We start from the raw sequence: 17,147 nt of genomic DNA on the forward strand, positions 1-17,147 counted from the left end.
CGGTTGCCATCATGCGCCGAGCGATCGGAGCAGCGTGGATGATCGTCCCCGCATGACGCTGGCACCCTCTCCATGGCGAAGTCACCGGTCCGGCCCGCGACAGCGGCCGCCGGACCGCAGCGGATGTAGGGACCAACGTGCAGGAACAGCCAGCAGAACAGGCTCCGACAGCGCAGGCGGCAAGCCTTCGCGACCGCCTGAGATTCGCTGGCGTCGAACCTGCCCACGGCGAGGTGCTGCGTACCCATCGCCAGACGCTGGAGCGCCATGTCGAGACGGCGCTGCGCGACCTCTTCCAACGCTTCCAGACCTTCCCCGACGCGGCGCGCAACTTCCAGAGCGAGCGCGCGATCGATCGCCTGCACGACCTGCAGGCCTCCCACTGGAGCGTGCTGACCGATGCACGCTTCGACAGTCTCTATGCCGAGCGGGTCAAGGTGTTGGCCGATGCGGAAAGCCAGATGGGCCTCGACCCGCGATGGCGCATCTCCGGCCACGCGATCGTGCTGGAGCACGTGATCGGCGGGCTCATTGAGGAGTACTGGCCGAAGGCGATCCTTCCCGGCGCGCGGAACACGCGCCGCAAGGAACTGGCCGAGCTGATTTCCGCCTTCGTCCGCATCGCCATGGTCGATGCTGAAATCGGCGTCTCGCTGCGCTTCAACCAACTGCGCCACAATCACCACCGCGCCATGGGCGAACAGCGCCAAGCCGACCGCGGCGCGCTCGAGGATGTCTTCGGAGAGCTCATCCGCAGCCTTGCCAACCTCGACTTCACCCACAGGACCGGTGGGCAGATGCCCGAAGACTGGCGCGAACTCGCCGGCACGCTCGACGGGGCGCTTGACGAGGTGCAGCGCGGCCTGGGCGACGTCATCGCGCGGGGGGAGGAGTCCGCCGCGCTGGCGCAGGCCCTTTCGGCCCAGGCGGAACAGGTGTGCGCGCGCTCGGCGGCGCAGTCGGCTGAGCTGGCCGGTACCGTGTCGACCCTCGAGGAGATCGGCGGGCGGCTGAAGCTGAACCTGGCCGAAACACGCAAGGCCGAGACCGCCGCACAGGCGACGCGGCAGTCGGCCGAGCAAAGTGGCCGCATCGTCGGCGAGGCGATGTCGGCAATGGCCGACATCGAGGCCTCGGCCGAGAAGATCGGCCAGATCATCGGCGTGATCGACGAGATCGCCTTCCAGACGAACCTGCTTGCGCTCAATGCCGGGATCGAGGCGGCGCGGGCGGGTGACAGCGGCCGGGGCTTTGCCGTGGTGGCGCAGGAAGTGCGCGCGCTGGCGCAGCGCTCGGCGGATGCGGCGCGGGAGATCAAGCAACTCGTCACCGGCACCAAGGCGCAGGTAGATGCCGGCGTCGACCGCGTCAATCGCACGCAGGACGCCATCGGCGGCATCGTGCGCCAGGTGGCGGATATCAATGATGCGATCGCCGGCATCGTCCAGCAGGGGGCCGAGGAGATCGGCGGGCTCGACGCCGTTGCCGGCGATCTCGGCCGGATCAGCGCCCAGGCCAGGGCCGATGCCGAGCTTGCCGGGAACACCGGTCAGTCGGGTGCCGACCTTCATGCCGTCATTGCCGAGCTCGGAAGGACGATCCGGCAGTTTCACATCGGCAATGAGGCGGTGGCGGGCAGTCCGGCCGGCCGGACAGAAGCGGCGCCACTTGGCCGCCCAGCGACAGCGACGCCCCTGCTTGCCGCCGGCTATGGAGGCGGACGATGAGCTTGCGTCATGTTTTTTCGACCGAGTCGAGCCGGCGCGGCGGTGCCAGTCGATGTCCGGTCGCATCGGGCCCCCGGACTTCCAACGTGCACAGACGCAGACAAGGAACACAGTGATGGCGAGCAAGAAGGCGGCTCCGAAAAGCTTGAGCCTGGCACCCGTGCTTGATCTCAACGAGGCGACGGCGCTTCGCGACAAGCTGATGGCGCTGAAGGGCAGCGACCTGTCGATCGACGCTTCGGCGGTCGAGCGGGTCGGCGCGCTCTGCGCGCAGGTGCTGGTGTCGGCCGCCAGGAACTGGGAAGTCGACAAGCGCGCCTTCTCGTTCAGCAGTGCGTCGGAGCCGTTCCTCAAGACGATGCAACTCATCGGCGTCGACATCGAACACCTGCTGGCCAAGGAGACTCAGCGATGAAGAAGAAGGTGCTTACCGTGGATGATTCACGGACGATCCGGAACATGCTTCTGGTGACGCTCAACAATGCCGGGTTCGAGACGATCCAGGCGGAGGACGGCGTCGCCGGGCTGGAGGTCCTGGAGGAGGCAAACCCGGACGTGATCGTCACCGACATCAACATGCCCCGCCTCGACGGCTTCGGCTTCATCGAGGGCGTGCGCCGCAATGAGAAGTATCGCGCCGTTCCGATCCTCGTGCTGACCACCGAAAGCGACGCCGAAAAGAAAAACCGCGCCCGCCAGGCCGGCGCGACCGGCTGGATCGTCAAGCCGTTCGATCCCACCAAACTGATCGATGCAATCGAGCGCGTAACCGCCTAAATCGAGGTTCTTCCCGATGGACATGAACGAGATCAAGGAAATCTTCTTCCAGGAGTGCGAGGAGCAGCTCGCCGAACTGGAATCCGGTCTCTTGAAGCTGAACGACGGCGATCGCGACCCGGAGACGGTCAACGCCGTGTTCCGCGCGGTGCATTCGATCAAGGGCGGCGCCGGCGCGTTCGGCCTGGATGATCTGGTGTCTTTCGCGCATGTCTTCGAGACCACGCTTGATTGCGTTCGATCCAACAAGCTCGAGCCGAACCAGGATGTGCTGAAGGTCATGCTGAAGTCGGCCGACGTGCTGGCCGATCTGACCAATGCTGCCCGCGACGGCGGCAGCGTCGACGAGGCGCGCAGCAAGCAGCTGATCCGGGAACTGGAAGCGCTGGCTAACGGCGAAATGTCCGCCGCCGCCGAAGCTCCGGTCGCCCGCGCCGCGCCAGTGGCGGCGCCGGTTCCGGCTGCCACCCCGGCGGTCAACGATGAAGGCTTTCAGCCGATACCGTTTTCGTTCGACGATTTCGGCGATGAGGAGCAGCCGGCCGAATCTGGCGTGCCGACCTACGAAATCCTCTTCCGGCCCAAGAGCGAGCTCTACGCCAAGGGCAACGAGGCGTCCCTTCTGCTGCGCGATCTTTCACGTCTCGGCGAAATGAGCATCCATTGCGACACGGACGCCCTGCCGCTGCTTGAGGACATGAACCCGGAGGAGGCCTACTTCGCCTGGAAGATCTCCATCACGACCGACAAGGGCGAGGATGGGATTCGGTCGGTGTTCGAATTCGCCGAGTGGGACTGTGACCTCGAGATCCGCGCCGTCGAGAAAAAGAGCGAAGCGGGCGTGGAGGCGCAGGACGAACTGCCGATGCAACCCGTCCCGTTCGACCTTTCGATTCTCGACGAGCCGACGGACGTGATCGTCAGCGAGCCCGAGCCGGTCTCGCCTGCATCCGCTGCGGACTTCGGGAGCAACGTCGTGCCGATGGCCGGTGCCGGGCGCGACGAGGCTCCGGCAAGCGAGCAAAGGGCAGCTGTCGCACAGCCGGCCGCCGGGCCCGCGGCAGCATCCGCCGCATCATCGGCAGCGGCTGCGCCGACCATACGCGTCGATCTCGATCGGGTCGACCGGCTGATCAATCTCGTGGGCGAGCTGGTCATCAATCAGGCGATGCTGTCGCAGAGCGTGATCGAGAACGACAACAACGGCCTGTCCTCGATCAACATGGGGCTCGACGAGTTGCAGCAGCTGACGCGCGAGATCCAGGACTCGGTCATGGCGATCCGCGCGCAGCCCGTGAAGCCGGTGTTCCAGCGCATGTCGCGCATCGTCCGCGAGATCGCCGACGCCACCGGCAAGTCCGTCCGGCTCGTCACGGAAGGCGAGAACACGGAGGTCGACAAGACGGTCATCGACAAGCTGGCCGAACCGCTGACCCACATGATCCGCAACGCCGTCGACCACGGTCTCGAGCCACCGGAGAAGCGCCAGGCGGCCGGCAAGAACCCGGAAGGCACCGTTCGCCTGACGGCCAAGCACCGCTCGGGCCGGATCGTCATCGAACTGGCCGACGACGGCGGCGGCATCAACCGCGAGAAGGTCCGCCAGAAGGCAATCGACAACGATCTGATTGCGCCGGATGCCAATCTGTCGGATGAGGAGATCGACAACCTGATCTTCCATGCCGGCTTCTCGACGGCCGACAAGATCTCGGACATCTCCGGCCGCGGCGTCGGCATGGACGTGGTCAAGCGGTCGATCCAGGCGCTCGGCGGCCGCATCTCGATCTCGTCCCGCCCCGGTCAGGGGTCGGTGTTCACCATGAGCCTGCCGCTGACGCTGGCCGTGCTCGACGGCATGGTCGTCACCGTCGCCGGCCAGACGCTGGTGGTGCCGCTGACGGCGATCGTCGAGACGCTGCAGCCGGAAGCCTCGGCCATCCATTCCTTCGGTGCCAGCCAGCGCCTGATCTCGATCCGCAACTCCTTCTGCCCGCTCGTGGACGTCGGGCGGATCCTGAATTTCCGTGCCACGCAGGCCAATCCCGTCGAGGGCGTCGCCCTCTTGGTCGAATCCGAAGGCGGCGGCCAGCGGGCGTTGATGGTCGATGCGATCCAGGGCCAGCGGCAGGTCGTCATCAAGAGCCTGGAGGCCAACTACACGCACGTACCCGGCATCGCCGCGGCGACGATTCTCGGTGATGGGCGCGTGGCGCTCATCCTCGACGTCGATGCGGTCGTCGCCGCTTCACGCGGGCAATCCCTGAAACAGGAAATCTCGCTTGCAGCGACTGGATGACGAGATGACAAACAAAGCCAAGACCTTTGCCGAGGGCCGCGAGATCATCGCCTTCCGGATCGGCGATCAGGAGTTCTGCGTCGACATCATGTCGGTGCGGGAGATCCGTGGCTGGACGCCCGCCACCGCCATGCCGCATGCGCCACACTATGTGCTCGGCGTCATCAATCTGCGCGGCGCGGTCTTGCCGATCGTCGATCTCTCGCTGCGGCTCGGCATGAAGGCTGCCGAACCGACGATGCGGCACGTCATCATCGTCGCACAGGTCGGCGCCAAAACCGCCGGCCTGCTCGTCGATGCCGTGTCGGACATCCTCACCGTCACCGACGCCAACCTGCAGCCGACACCCGACATCGCCAGTGACCTGGAGAAGAACTACGCCCGCGGCATTCTCGCGATCGAAGGGCGCATGATCTGCATGATCGAGCTCGAGGCGCTGTTCCCGCAGATCGAAAGCGAGGCGGCATGACCGTGTCGATGGCCTTCGATCCCAGGCTGCCTCCGGACGAGTGTCTGGCAAGCGGGGAATTTCCGCTGACCCGCCGCGACCTCTCGGAAATCGCCGCGATGATCTACGCCGATGCCGGAATCTACCTCAACGAGACCAAGGCCTCGCTCGTCTATTCGCGCCTATCGAAGCACATCCGCAGCCTCGGCCTCAAGGGCTTCCGGGAGTATTGTGCGCTCGTCTCATCGCCGGCCGGTGCGCAGGCACGTCGCGAGATGCTGTCGCACCTGACGACGAACTTCACCCGCTTCTTCCGAGAGAACCACCACTTCGAGCACTTGAAGACGGAGGTTCTTCCCGAACTGATCGCGCGGGCCAAGGCCGGCGGCCGGGTGCGCATCTGGTCGGCGGCCTGTTCGGACGGGCAGGAGCCTTATTCGATCGCGCTCACCGTACTGTCGATGCTGCCGAACGCCAGCGACTACGACTTCCGCATCCTGGCCACCGACATCGACCCGAAGATCCTCGCCCAGGCCCGTGCCGGAGCCTACGATGCCACGGCGCTGGAGACGGTGACACCGGCAATCCGGAACCAGTACTTCCGCGAGGTCGATATCGACGGTCGCCGGAGATGGCAGGTCGACGAGCGGGTAAAGCGGCTGATCACCTACAACGAGCTGAACCTGATCGCGCAATGGCCGTTCAAGGGGCCGTTTGACGCCATCTTCTGCCGCAACGTCGTGATCTACTTCGACGAGCCGACGCAGATGAAGATCTGGTCCCGGTTTGCCGGCATGCTGACCGCGGGCGGCTACCTGTACATCGGCCATTCCGAGCGGGTATCCGGCGAGGCCAAGGCCAGCTTCGACAATACCGGCATCACCACCTATCGATACAACGGCAAGGAGAGACGCGCATGACCGCACCCGCACGCGTACTTGTCGTCGACGACTCGCCCACCATGCGCGGACTGATCACGGCCGTCCTCAACGCGGATCCGGACGTAAACGTCGTCGGCCAGGCCGGCGACGCCATGGAGGCGCGCAACGCTATCAAGCAGCTCGATCCGGACGTCGTCACCCTCGACATCGAAATGCCGAACATGAACGGGCTGGAGTTCCTCGACAAGATCATGCGGCTGCGCCCGATGCCGGTGATCATGGTTTCGACGCTGACTCATCGCGGCGCCGATGCGAGCCTGGCGGCGCTCGAGATCGGCGCCTTCGACTGCGTCGGAAAGCCCCAGCCGGGCGACAGCCGCCCATTCGCTGACCTGGCCGAAAAGGTGAAGGCCGCAGCGCGCTCGCAGCGCCGCCACCTGCGGCCGGAGCCGCCTGCACCACTGGCCCCGGCCGCGAACGTGAATGCGCCGGGCGCATATCGGCCCGGCCGGAAGGTCGTGGCGATCGGCGCCTCCACCGGCGGCGTCGAGGCCCTGATCACGGTGCTGCAGAAGTTCCCGGTCAACTGCCCGCCGACCGTGATCACCCAGCATATGCCGCCGAGCTTCACCAAGAGCTTCGCCGAGCGTCTCAACCGGCTGTGCGCTCCCCGGGTCGAGGAAGCGGTGGACGGCGCCCGGCTGGAAATCGGCAGGATCTATCTGGCACCCGGCGGAGACCGTCACCTGCAGATCGCCAATGCGTCGGCCCCGTGCTGTCGGCTGGTGGAGCGCGATCCGGTCAACGGCCACCGGCCGTCGGTCGATGTGCTGTTCGATTCGGTTGCCGAGCTTGCCGGCCGCAACGCCGTGGGCGTCATCCTGACCGGGATGGGACGCGATGGCGCGGCAGGGCTATTGAAGATGCGACACGCCGGTGCGCACACCATCGGCCAGAACGAAAAGACATGTGTCGTATATGGGATGCCGAGAGTGGCATATGAGTTGGGCGCCGTGGAGCATCAGCTTCCGCTCGCGTCCATCGGGGAGGAAATCCTGAAGAACACCGCGGCCGCAGGGAAGGAAGCGAACAATGTCTATCGCTGAGAAAATCAAGGTACTAATCGTCGACGACCAGGTCACCAGCCGCCTGCTGCTCGGCGACGCGTTGCAACAGCTTGGCTTCAAGCAGATCACCGCGGCCGGCGACGGCGAGCAGGGCATGAAGATCATGACCCAGCAGCCGCACCACCTAGTGATCTCCGACTTCAACATGCCGAAGATGGACGGGCTGGTGTTCCTCCAGCACGTTCGCGCCAATCCGGCGACGAAGAAGGCGGCCTTCATCATCCTCACGGCCCAGGGCGATCGGGCGCTGGTGCAGAAGGCGGCGGCGCTCGGCGCCAACAACGTGCTGGCCAAGCCCTTCACCATCGAAAAGATGAAGGCGGCGATCGAAGCCGTGTTCGGGGCCCTGAAATGACCAGTGATGCCGGGATGCGTCGCATCCACGTGATCCAGGGCGAGTACAAGGTGGTGAGCGGTCCGGACGTCGTGCTGACGACGATTCTGGGGTCCTGCGTCGCCGCCTGCATGCGTGACCCAGTCACCGGTGTCGGCGGCATGAACCATTTCCTTCTGCCGGGTTCGGCCGAGGCGATGGCATCCGGCGGCGACGCAACCCGCTACGGGGTGCACCTGATGGAACTGCTGATCAACGGCCTGCTGAAGCAGGGCGCGCGCCGCGACCGGCTCGAGGCCAAGATCTTCGGGGGCGCCCGGACGATCGCTCGCTTTTCAAACGTGGGTGAGCAGAACGCCCAGTTCGCGCGGCAGTTCCTGACCGACGAGGGCATCAGGATCGTCGGGGAGAGCACCGGCGGCGAGCATGGCCGCAAGCTGGAGTTCTGGCCGTCGACGGGGCGGGCCCGCCAGTACGCTTTGACCGGGGCCGAAGCGCAGCGCGCCGTCGCGCTGGAGCAGCGGCCGATCCCGGCACCGAAGCCCGCCGAAAGCGCGATCGAATTCTTCTGAGGGCGGCAGCGGCTTCGGAAACACAGAAATGAACCAGCCGCAGGCAGGGCCCGGCTTGGCCGCAACGGCCGAAGATGGAGACGAAATGAAAGCCGAGTACCTGAGTGAAGCGTCTGACAGGGCGGAGTCCCTTCCGGCCGTGCTGATGCGGGTGGTTTCCGAGCTCCACGACGTTGCCATTCTGATCGAACGGGTCGAACCGCAGCTGGTCGCCCTCCACCCGGAGGACGGGCCGAACTCGGCCGAGCGCATGAGAGTGCTGCAAGGGCTCGACCTCGCGGTGCAGAAGGCCCGCGGCCTGGCTGACTTCATCGGTGAGATCACGTCCGACATGCCCGAAGGCTGGGCGGTCGACGTCACGACTGCGCTGAACCTGGTTAAGCTCGCCGACATGCAACAGGCGTTGGCCGACGGCGGATGCCGCGACGACCATTCGCAGCCGCTCTCCGTCGCCTCGGGGGATTTCGAGGCCTTCTGATTCGGCACCCCAGCGCATCGACCGCAAGTGCATCGATCTCCAAGCGATGCACCGACTTTTGGCGCGATCAAACCCAATCAGTTGAAAACGCTCGCTAAAAACCAATCTCACGTTGCGTCAGGCAGATCGCGCGCACTTTCCCAGGCTGCAATTCCGCGAAACGTTCGCGCAAGTTTCGCCGTCTAGCTTGCCGGGCGGGTCGGTCTGACCTGCGTAATTCTTGGGGCTGAAGGGGCCGATGGCTGTGGCACCTTTCCGGGATTGGGCAATTTAAACTGATCGGGCGTTGCCATTTCATGGCCGTTGGCAGCCCGGGAAAGTTCGTGCGGGAACAGAATGAATCTGTTGGAACAGCTAAAGGGTATGGCCAGGAACCTGGCTTCGCTGGGGCAGGCGAAGTTGGCAATCCTGGCCGGTGCAGGGGTCGTCACCGTCGGGCTGGTGCTTGCCGCCGCCCTGTTTGTCAACAAGCCCGCCTACGAGACCCTGTATGTCGGCCTGGAAAGCTCCGACGTCAATCAGATCAGCATCGCGCTGGCGGAAGCCAACATCGATTTCTCGACCGGGGCGGATGGTGCGAGCATCCAGGTTCCCGTCGGCGATACCGGCAAGGCGCGGCTCTACCTTGCCGAACGCGGCCTGCCGAGCAGTTCCAATGCCGGCTACGAGCTGTTCGACAAGGTCGGATCGCTGGGCCTGACGTCCTTCATGCAGGAAGTCACCCGGGTGCGGGCCCTGGAAGGCGAAATTGCCCGCACGATCCAGCAAATCAACGGGATTGCCGCTGCGCGCGTCCACATCGTCATGCCGGACCGGGGTAATTTCCGCAAGGCGCAGCAGGCGCCCACGGCTTCGGTGATGATCCGCGCCAGCAGCACGGCCGGCCGCAAGGCCGCCGCCTCCATCCGACACCTCGTCGCAGCCTCGGTCCCTGGTCTCGAAGCCGAGCACGTGACGATCCTCGATTCCGCCGGCCAGCTGCTCGCCTCGGGCGACGACGCGGACAACAACTCGCTCAACCGCTCGCTCAACATCGTCCAGTCCGTCCAGGAGGACATCGAGCGAAACATTGAAAAGGCGCTGGCGCCGTTCCTCGGCATGGACAACTTCCGGACCAGCGCCATGGTGGCCCTCAACACCGACTCCCAGCAGACCCAGGAGACCGTCTACGATCCGGAATCGCGCGTCGAGCGTTCGGTACGGGTGACGCGGGAAAGCCAGAAATCGAACCAGAGCACGCTGCAGAAGCCTGCGACGGTCGAACAGAACATTCCGCAGGGCGGCCCCGAGGCGGGGGTAGGTCCGCAATCGAGCGACGAAGCGGACAAAAAGGAAGAGCAGACCAACTACGAGATCAACAGCAAGACGGTCGCCACTGTCCGCAACAGCTACCAGATCGAGCGCCTCTCGGTCGCCGTTGTCATCAACCAGGGACGGCTTGCCGCACTGGTCGGCGAACCGGCGGACCAGGCCAAGATCGATGCCTACCTGGCCGAGATGCAGAAGATCGTCACGTCCGCCGCTGGCCTCGATCCGCAGCGTGGCGACGTCGCGACGCTCACGGCCATGACCTTCCTCGACCACCAGCTGCTCGACGAGGCCGTTCCGGGGCCGGGCGTACTGGAGACGCTTACACGCAATCTGTCGACGATCATCAACGCGCTTGCATTCGTCGCCGTCGCCTTCCTGGTCGTCTGGTTCGGGTTCCGTCCGGTGGTCCGCTCCATCGCGGGTGGCAATGCGACAGCCCTGGAAGCCGACTCGGCCGGCCTCGAGCTGCCCGACTTCTCTCCGGCCGTCGGCGTGGGCGCTGGCAGCGGCGCGCTGATGGATGGCTTCGGCTCGGACTTCGGCTTCGACAGCACGGACGATCTCCTCAGCGCCGGCGACGACAGCGAGAGCGTCTTCAACCGCCGCGTCAAGGAAGGGCCGGAGCGGCGTCTGGCCCGAATGGTCGAGATCAGCGAGGAGCGTGCGGCCAAGATCCTGCGCAAGTGGGCCGAAACACAGGCCGCCTGATCGCCAGCCAATCCTCGATTATGGCCCCGCCGCACTGGCCGGGCATCTGCTTGAGCGCAACAGGGTGTTCTCAGCCCGCTCAATCGGCCGGTCTGGCAGGTAGGCAGAGCGCTTTTCTTGCGGACTGTGACTCAAAAGAAACGATTTCAGGGTGCCGGATGGGCAGAGTATGTCACATGCCGGTAATTTTTCCGCCGGGACCCCACCTCCGTGAAAAAAAATGCACGCGGTGACGAAAGCGTGCGGCAAACCGAAGAGCACGATCGGCCGAACACAAGGCGGTGGCCGATCGGTTCGCCAGTTCCTGAAACGCAATTCTTAACAGAAGTTTAAGGCCTGGGGGTCGTGAGGCTGCCCGCGGGTCTTCGAGTTGCGGGCGAATCGATTCAGAACTTCGCCGGGCTGTAAAGCCGCTGGTAGTGGTCGTGGCTTTTGAATCACGTCCATGTACACTCTTAGTCACTGATTCGTTTGGTGAATCCCACCAATGCGGCTTGATCGCCAACGGCGCCGGAGTTGCGGCGCGGGGCGAGGGGACGGCGGGATGATCCAGCCGAATTCGGCAACGGGGGCTGTAATGGAAACGATCAGGGCGGATGTTGCGCCCCGGGAATCCTATGGATTTCCTGCGGTAGCCGGTGAGCGAAAGAGCGGGCGCGAACTTCTTGTGCATCAGTTGGGACGTTGCAGGGATCGTGCCAGCCTGCCGGCCGGCATGCGTGCCCTGACCCAATACGTCAATGCGTCGCACTATCTTCTTGTCCGCCACGACATGTCGTTCGAAACCGACATCGGGTTCGTTGTGGCCTCCGACTGGCCATTCGACATGGTGCGCAAGCTCGCCGGATCGATCAGCGCGGCGCAATCGCGCATGAGCGAGTTCGACCGCTGCTGCAAACTGATGCAGCCGACCTTTGCGCAGTTCGCCGACGACGTCGCCTTGCCGGCCGGGCTGAGCCGCGAATACTGCGCCATCGCCTTCAATGTCGGCCGGGTGCGCATGACCCTGCTCCTGCTGTTTCCGGAACATTACGTTCTCTCCCAGAGCAAACTGCGCGACACCGGGCTGCTGGTCGGCTACTTCGCCAGCGTCTGTTGCCAGCCGACCGCGCGGCAGGAGCGCGAATCGGAGCTGACGGACCGCGAAATCGAGTGCCTGTACTGGATCGCCGAGGGCAAGACGAGCGACGATATCGCCGTGATCCTCGGCATCTCGAGGAACACCATCAACAACTACATCACCAGCGTGATGCGCAAGACCGGGACCAGGACGCGTTCCGAGGCAATTGCGTGGGCGGTGCGAAACAATCTCGTCTGAGAGGAGAGCCGATGGAGATCCAGCTCTCAAAAAATGCTGCTGTCAAACCGGACGCCCTGAATGCCAGGCTTTCCAAGCCGCAACGCGCGGCGGACACCGTGGTCGCCCTGCAGTCCATGCAGAAGAAGATCGGCGCCGAGGATTTCGCCGTGCTGCGGGTCCGCGGCCATGGAGCGCCCTCGGCACGGCGGTTGGGCTGCACGCTGAGCAGCTGGGCCGACCGCGCCGAACACAATGCAGCGGCGCTGCTCGAGGCTTACGGCGATGGCCTGATGGCACACCTGGAAACCTCGATGCTCCCGGTCGTCTGGGAGGGGGCTGCGGTTTGCGAGCTGGCAGCCACGGAACAGATGCCCTTCATCGAGCGGTTTCCGTCACAGCGCCTGCCGTGCCGCGGCATTGCCTTCCCGGTTCGCCTTGCAGCCAGCGGCAGCGGCTTCGTCGTGTTCACCGGCGATTTCCTCGCAATCGACAGCGACGTGATTGTTGACCTGCACATGCGCGCCAACCGCATCATGGTCGATCTTCTGGCTGCGGACGAAAGGAAGATGCAGCCGGCCGAAGCGCTGAACGAGCGCGAGATCGCCTGCCTGCAGATGGCCGGCGACGGCTGCATCAGCGAGGCCATCGCCGAAAAGATGGGCCTGTCGGTCCACACCGTGAATGCCTACCTCGGCACCGCGACCACCAAGCTGGATGCGGTCAACCGCATCCAGGCGATCGCCAAGGCCATCCGCCTCGGCTATATCCGCTGAGTTAGCGCTGCTTTAAGCGTCTCTAGGCGGCGGAGCGCGCCTCGAAGCCGCCCGTGGTCGAGCCCAGGCGCTTGAACTGCGCGTCCCGGAGGCTTGCGGCGAGCAGGGCGGTGTTGTCGTCCGGATCGGCAGCCGGATTGTCGAAGGCGACGTGGGTGATCTCTACGCCCGCCCGCTCGTTGCCGAGCTGCAGCCGCGCATAGACGGTGACGCCCTGCGGACGCAGTTCGAGGTCCAGCGTCACTTCCGGCTCGTCGCCCCAGTCGAGTTTGTAGTCGCCGCCAGCACCAAATACGACGGTGCCGGGCAGGAAATAGAGCTCGGCGGCCGATGCGACCAGATCAGCCAGGTTCCCGTAGCACTCGAAGCGCAGCAGCGATACCAGGTCGGCCGCGTCGAGCAGCCGCAGTTCCGATGCAACCGGGCTGATGGCTTCGGCGACAATCCTCTCGCGCTGGGCGGAATAGGTGCATTTTCTCATCGGATCTCGTTTACCCGTCTGGTCTGGGGCGAAGCTTGGTAGACCCGGTGAATCAGCTCCGCCACGGCTTTGTAAAACACCGGCGGAATGACACTATCGACCGAGACTTGCGCAAACATGGAGCGTGCAAGCGGCGGATCCTCGAAAACCGGAATCCCGTTCTGCTCGGCAAGCTCGCGAATCTTCAGCGCGACGAGGTCCTGGCCCTTGGCGACCACGATCGGAGCATCCTGTTCCTCCCGAACGTAGCGCAGCGCCACGGCGAAATGGGTCGGGTTGGCAATGACGAGAGTGGCGCGCGGCACCGAGGCGATCATCCGTTTGCGGGCACGATCGCGCTGGATCGATCGCAGCCTGCTCTTGACGATCGGGTCACCCTGCGCCTGCTTGTGTTCCTCCTTGACCTCCTGCTTCGTCATGCGCAGTTCGGAGAGCCAGTGATGGCGGGTCCAGGCGAAGTCGATGCCCGCGATCGCGGCCGTGGCGAAGAGAATGACCATCATGATCGCGCTGGCCTTGTCGGCGATGATCCGAAGAATCGCCGCAGGATCGATGAACATGGTGTTGAGCGCCGCGAAATAGTCGTCCCACAGGACCAGGACGACGATGACGGAAACCACGCCGATCTTGATGAGCGACTTGCCGAACTCGACGAGGCCCGGCTTGCCGAACAGCCGGCCCAATCCCTTCATCGGGGACAGGCGCGACATCTGTGGGCGCACCCGCTCCAGAACCGGGCTCGGCATGTTCTGAAGAACCGAGGCGGCGAGCCCGAACAGCATCATCATGGCGAGCGCCGGCAGGAGCAGCGCGCCGGCTTCCCAGGCGAGATGGCTGAAAAGGGCGACGACGTCGCCGCTGGTCTCGAGATCCCAGGCCTCGGGCTGTTCGAAGAGGTCCCGCAGCGTCTCGGCGATTCGCGCCAATCCGCCCGGCAGGAAGAAGACGAGAAAGAGATAGATGGCGACGGTTGATGCGAAGACCGGGATCTCGCGGGCGAACGGCGTGTTGCCTTTCTCGGCCGCGTCGCGCAGCTTTTTCTCGGATGGGGCCTCTGTCTTGCTATCCTTGTCCTCGCCGTCGGCCATGGACACCACTCCAGCAACGCGCCGGCCAGCCGCTCGGCTGCCATCGCCGCGTATTCGCCGCCATCGCGGCATGAAAAAGGGGACCCGCCTCCTTCGAGATTCGGGTCCCCTGGACGCTCGGTCCCCGCAGCGGGGGAGTCAAGCCGGATCAGGCCGCGGCCTGTGTCTCGTCCTGGTCTTTCAACTGAATCTGGCCGGCAGCGGCCAGGCGGATCGCTTCCTGCGTGATCGACCGGCGGGCGATCGCCACCTCGCGCGGATTGCCCTGGTCCGGCACCGCCAGATCCTGTTCGATCATCCGCCGCTGGCGGGCGCCGATCGACGACAGCACCGCCTCGCGCAGAGCCGGCGGGGCGCCGCGCAGCGCTGCGGTGATGATGTCGCCGGCCACGTCGTTGAACAGCGCCACCCGGCTCCGCTGCGGCATGGCGAGCAGATCCTCGAACAGGAAGATCTTCGGGCGGACCTTCTTCACCGAAGCTGTGCTGATCGTCCCGAGCGAGGCGAGCATTTCGTCGACCTGCTCCTTCTCCAGTTCGTTCATCATCTCGGCGACCTTCACCGAGCCGGGCGAATTGCGCTCGGCCTCGAAGGCATTCATCATGTCGATCACACGGTTCTCGATGATGGCGGCCGCCTTCGGGCTGACATCCTTGAGATTGACGGTGCGGTTGATGATGTCGGCGCGGCTTGCCTCCGGCACTTCCAGCAACACCTTGGCGCCGAAAGCCGAGGGCATCATCGACAGGATGTAGGCAATGGTCTGCGGGTGCTCCTGCAGCAGGAAGCGGGTGATGAAGGCGGCATCTGCATCCTGGAGGCGATCCCAGATGGTCGTCTCGTAGGCCTGGAAGGCGGTCCGGCGGCCGAGCAGCCCGTCCACCTCGTCCGGCGTCAGGCCTTCCTCGAGGATGCTCTCCATCATCTTGGCGTTGTCCATCAACCCGGCGCCCTCGGTGAAGAGGTCCTCGAATTCGTTGACGAGTTCGAGCAGTTCATGGGGCGGGATCGGCCGGAGGTTCTGAGCCGCGGCGATGATGCCCTGCAGTTCGCCCTGGGTGAAGTACTTCAGGAGCTTGCCGGCGACCGGCTTGCCCATGGCCAGCAGCACCGCCGCAGCCTTGTCTACCGGAGTGAGCGGCGCGCCAACTGCGGTGCTGCCGAAATTTTCGAAATCCATCATGGATGCCTCCTGAGACCTAGAGCAATCAATCTGCTCTGATACCGGTTCAGTTTCTGGATGTGCTCAAGACCTCGATCAGCTTGACCCCGAAGCGGGTGTCGTCGTTCTCGAGGATGGTGATTTCGCCCCGCCCGATGACGCGGCCGTTGACCATGACGTCGACCGGTTCGCCGATGCGACGCTCGAGCGCGATCGTCGCGCCCTCGCTCAGGTTCATCAGCGCCGAAACCGGCATCTGCGACGAACCGAGGACGATCTGCATCTCGATCGGGATGTCCATGATCAGGCCGAGGTTGGCCTCAAGGGCGCTGCCCGGTCGCGGCTGCGTGGTGTCCTCGAACGCGGCACCGCCGAAATCGCCGCCGCCGAAATCGCCGCCGGCAAAGCCGGTGTCGTCGAAGCTGGTCTCGCCGAAGCTGGAGGCCGCGCCGGTTCCGAAGTCGCCGCCGAAGTCGTTTCCGGTCGCCGCCGTACCGAAGTCGCCGCCGAAGGCAGCAAGGGGGTCGCTGTCCTGGCTCGCCGGAAAATCCATGCCGAAGTCGGTGGCCGCCGGGCCACTGGCGTCCTGCTTCAGGACGCCGCGCAGATCGTCGATGGCCTGCTCGAGCTCCGCGTCGTTAGCGTTGATGGTCGAGGCGAGGTCGTCTGCGAGGGGTGCTTTTTTCGGTGCCATGTGATCACTATTCCATTCGAAACTTGCCCGAGGCGTGTTGCCGGCCTGATCCTATCCGACGATGTGTTGCAGCAGTTCGTCTTCCGATCCGTACGTATCCTTGACGCGGACCGTGTAGCGGGCGCCGGAGCGGCCGAATTCGCAGACATAGAGCTTGCTGCCGTTGGCGCTGACGTCGACGCGGACGTCGCCGCTGTCGTGGAACGGGATGACGTCGCCGGCCTGCAGGCGGGCGATGGTTTCGAGCGTCTGGCGCTCCAGCCGGATCCTGGCCTCGAGCTTGACCTTCGAGCGCTTCACCTGTTCGCTCAGCTGGTCGCTCCATTCGCGTCGCGTATTCGTCGTTTCGCCCTGGCGCGGAGCGGCAATCGCCGATTTCAGAAGCACGCCCTGCGGTACGACCACGAAGAAGCTTGACAGCACCGGACCGACGCCGACGGACATCTTCACCATTGCGGCAAATCGGTCCTCCGAGCCATCGTCCGGCGACCGGCGGCTTTCGACGTTGTGAGCCGCTCCGATCGCCGGTGTGCTGGTGTTGCCCACCGCCTTCGGCAGCACGCTGCTGATCCGATCGACCACCATGGCGGCGACGTCGAGTTCGATCTGCGACAGTGGACGCGGCTCCGGTTCCTCGACCGAATCGCTGATCGCGCCGAGCATGTTTTCGACGAGCGTGATGATCAGGGGGCTGTCGCAGATGACCGCGTAATGGTCGCTCCACTGTGGCAGCGCGCAATCGGCGAGCGCCATCGCTCCTCCGAGGTCGGAGACCAACTGGCCGTAGCGGCCGACTTCGTAGCCGGCATAGGAGATCGCGACCTCGAAGCCGAACTCGCGTTGCAGGATGTCGGGCAGGAACGCGGCAAAGTTCTCGCCGAGGGCGGCGCAGCGCCTGGAGATCGTCTCACGGTCGCCGAGCTGGCCGGTGAGGCGGGCGAGCACGATGGGATCGTGTTTCGGCATTGCTGACGTCATGATCTTGTTTCC

At 64.8% G+C, this 17,147-nt stretch carries 18 protein-coding genes; 13 read left to right on the plus strand and 5 right to left on the minus strand.

The window, feature by feature from the left end:
• Window positions 1-137: 137 nt before the first annotated feature.
• From C7449_RS06350 to visR, 13 genes are all read left to right on the plus strand, one after another.
• Complete coding sequence (locus C7449_RS06350; protein ID WP_108001922.1) at window positions 138-1,727, plus strand: globin-coupled sensor protein; 1,590 nt, start codon at window positions 138-140, stop codon at window positions 1,725-1,727.
• A gap of 115 nt (window positions 1,728-1,842) precedes the next feature.
• Window positions 1,843-2,142: an STAS domain-containing protein gene (locus C7449_RS06355; protein WP_108001923.1), complete on the plus strand. Its 300-nt coding sequence runs from the start codon at window positions 1,843-1,845 to the stop codon at window positions 2,140-2,142.
• Window positions 2,139-2,504 carry a chemotaxis response regulator CheY1 gene (gene cheY1, locus C7449_RS06360; RefSeq protein WP_108001924.1) on the plus strand — a complete coding sequence of 122 codons (366 nt, stop codon included), beginning with the start codon at window positions 2,139-2,141 and terminating at the stop codon, window positions 2,502-2,504. The genes C7449_RS06355 and cheY1 overlap by 4 nt, the downstream gene beginning before the upstream one ends.
• A gap of 16 nt (window positions 2,505-2,520) precedes the next feature.
• Window positions 2,521-4,800, plus strand: a complete 2,280-nt coding sequence (locus C7449_RS06365; RefSeq protein WP_108001925.1) for a chemotaxis protein CheA — start codon at window positions 2,521-2,523, stop codon at window positions 4,798-4,800.
• Window positions 4,801-4,804: 4 nt separating this feature from the next.
• Complete coding sequence (locus C7449_RS06370) at window positions 4,805-5,269, plus strand: chemotaxis protein CheW (RefSeq protein WP_108002086.1); 465 nt, start codon at window positions 4,805-4,807, stop codon at window positions 5,267-5,269.
• Window positions 5,266-6,168 carry a protein-glutamate O-methyltransferase CheR gene (gene cheR, locus C7449_RS06375; RefSeq protein ID WP_108001926.1) on the plus strand — a complete coding sequence of 301 codons (903 nt, stop codon included), beginning with the start codon at window positions 5,266-5,268 and terminating at the stop codon, window positions 6,166-6,168. The genes C7449_RS06370 and cheR overlap by 4 nt, the downstream gene beginning before the upstream one ends.
• A complete protein-coding gene (gene cheB, locus C7449_RS06380) occupies window positions 6,165-7,235 on the plus strand; it encodes a protein-glutamate O-methylesterase CheB (protein ID WP_108001927.1) in 1,071 nt (356 codons plus the stop codon). Before cheR ends, cheB begins: the two co-directional genes overlap by 4 nt.
• Window positions 7,222-7,611: a response regulator gene (locus C7449_RS06385; protein WP_108001928.1), complete on the plus strand. Its 390-nt coding sequence runs from the start codon at window positions 7,222-7,224 to the stop codon at window positions 7,609-7,611. Before cheB ends, C7449_RS06385 begins: the two co-directional genes overlap by 14 nt.
• Window positions 7,608-8,162 carry a chemoreceptor glutamine deamidase CheD gene (cheD, locus tag C7449_RS06390; protein WP_108001929.1) on the plus strand — a complete coding sequence of 185 codons (555 nt, stop codon included), beginning with the start codon at window positions 7,608-7,610 and terminating at the stop codon, window positions 8,160-8,162. The genes C7449_RS06385 and cheD overlap by 4 nt, the downstream gene beginning before the upstream one ends.
• An 85-nt stretch (window positions 8,163-8,247) precedes the next feature.
• The gene (locus C7449_RS06395) at window positions 8,248-8,640 is read left to right on the plus strand and encodes a hypothetical protein (RefSeq protein WP_108002087.1); all 393 of its coding nucleotides are present in this window, start codon (window positions 8,248-8,250) and stop codon (window positions 8,638-8,640) included.
• Between the two features lie 336 nt (window positions 8,641-8,976).
• Window positions 8,977-10,659 (plus strand): flagellar basal-body MS-ring/collar protein FliF, encoded by a 1,683-nt coding sequence (fliF, locus tag C7449_RS06400; RefSeq protein ID WP_108001930.1) that lies wholly within the window; start codon window positions 8,977-8,979, stop codon window positions 10,657-10,659.
• A 577-nt stretch (window positions 10,660-11,236) separates the two neighbouring features.
• The gene (gene visN / locus C7449_RS06405) at window positions 11,237-11,977 is read left to right on the plus strand and encodes a transcriptional regulator VisN (RefSeq protein WP_108001931.1); all 741 of its coding nucleotides are present in this window, start codon (window positions 11,237-11,239) and stop codon (window positions 11,975-11,977) included.
• A gap of 11 nt (window positions 11,978-11,988) precedes the next feature.
• Window positions 11,989-12,732 carry a transcriptional regulator VisR gene (gene visR / locus C7449_RS06410; RefSeq protein WP_108001932.1) on the plus strand — a complete coding sequence of 248 codons (744 nt, stop codon included), beginning with the start codon at window positions 11,989-11,991 and terminating at the stop codon, window positions 12,730-12,732.
• Window positions 12,733-12,754: 22 nt separating this feature from the next.
• On the opposite strand, the gene C7449_RS06415 is transcribed toward visR, so the two are convergent.
• The 5 genes from C7449_RS06415 to C7449_RS06435 all read right to left on the minus strand — a co-directional run bounded on the left by C7449_RS06415 (window position 12,755) and on the right by C7449_RS06435 (window position 17,135).
• On the minus strand, window positions 12,755-13,213 hold the full coding sequence (locus C7449_RS06415) for a hypothetical protein (RefSeq protein ID WP_108001933.1): 459 nt from the start codon (window positions 13,211-13,213) through the stop codon (window positions 12,755-12,757).
• Window positions 13,210-14,301, minus strand: a complete 1,092-nt coding sequence (flhB, locus tag C7449_RS06420; RefSeq protein WP_108001934.1) for a flagellar biosynthesis protein FlhB — start codon at window positions 14,299-14,301, stop codon at window positions 13,210-13,212. Before flhB ends, C7449_RS06415 begins: the two co-directional genes overlap by 4 nt.
• Before the next feature lie 148 nt (window positions 14,302-14,449).
• A complete protein-coding gene (gene fliG, locus C7449_RS06425; protein WP_108001935.1) occupies window positions 14,450-15,484 on the minus strand; it encodes a flagellar motor switch protein FliG in 1,035 nt (344 codons plus the stop codon).
• 46 nt (window positions 15,485-15,530) lie between these two features.
• Window positions 15,531-16,157, minus strand: coding sequence for a flagellar motor switch protein FliN (gene fliN / locus C7449_RS06430; RefSeq protein ID WP_108001936.1), 627 nt, complete (start codon window positions 16,155-16,157; stop codon window positions 15,531-15,533).
• 51 nt (window positions 16,158-16,208) lie between these two features.
• Window positions 16,209-17,135 carry a FliM/FliN family flagellar motor switch protein gene (locus tag C7449_RS06435; RefSeq protein WP_108001937.1) on the minus strand — a complete coding sequence of 309 codons (927 nt, stop codon included), beginning with the start codon at window positions 17,133-17,135 and terminating at the stop codon, window positions 16,209-16,211.
• Window positions 17,136-17,147 lie beyond the last annotated feature (12 nt).

The organism is Mycoplana dimorpha, assembly GCF_003046475.1.
Taxonomy (GTDB): domain Bacteria; phylum Pseudomonadota; class Alphaproteobacteria; order Rhizobiales; family Rhizobiaceae; genus Mycoplana; species Mycoplana dimorpha.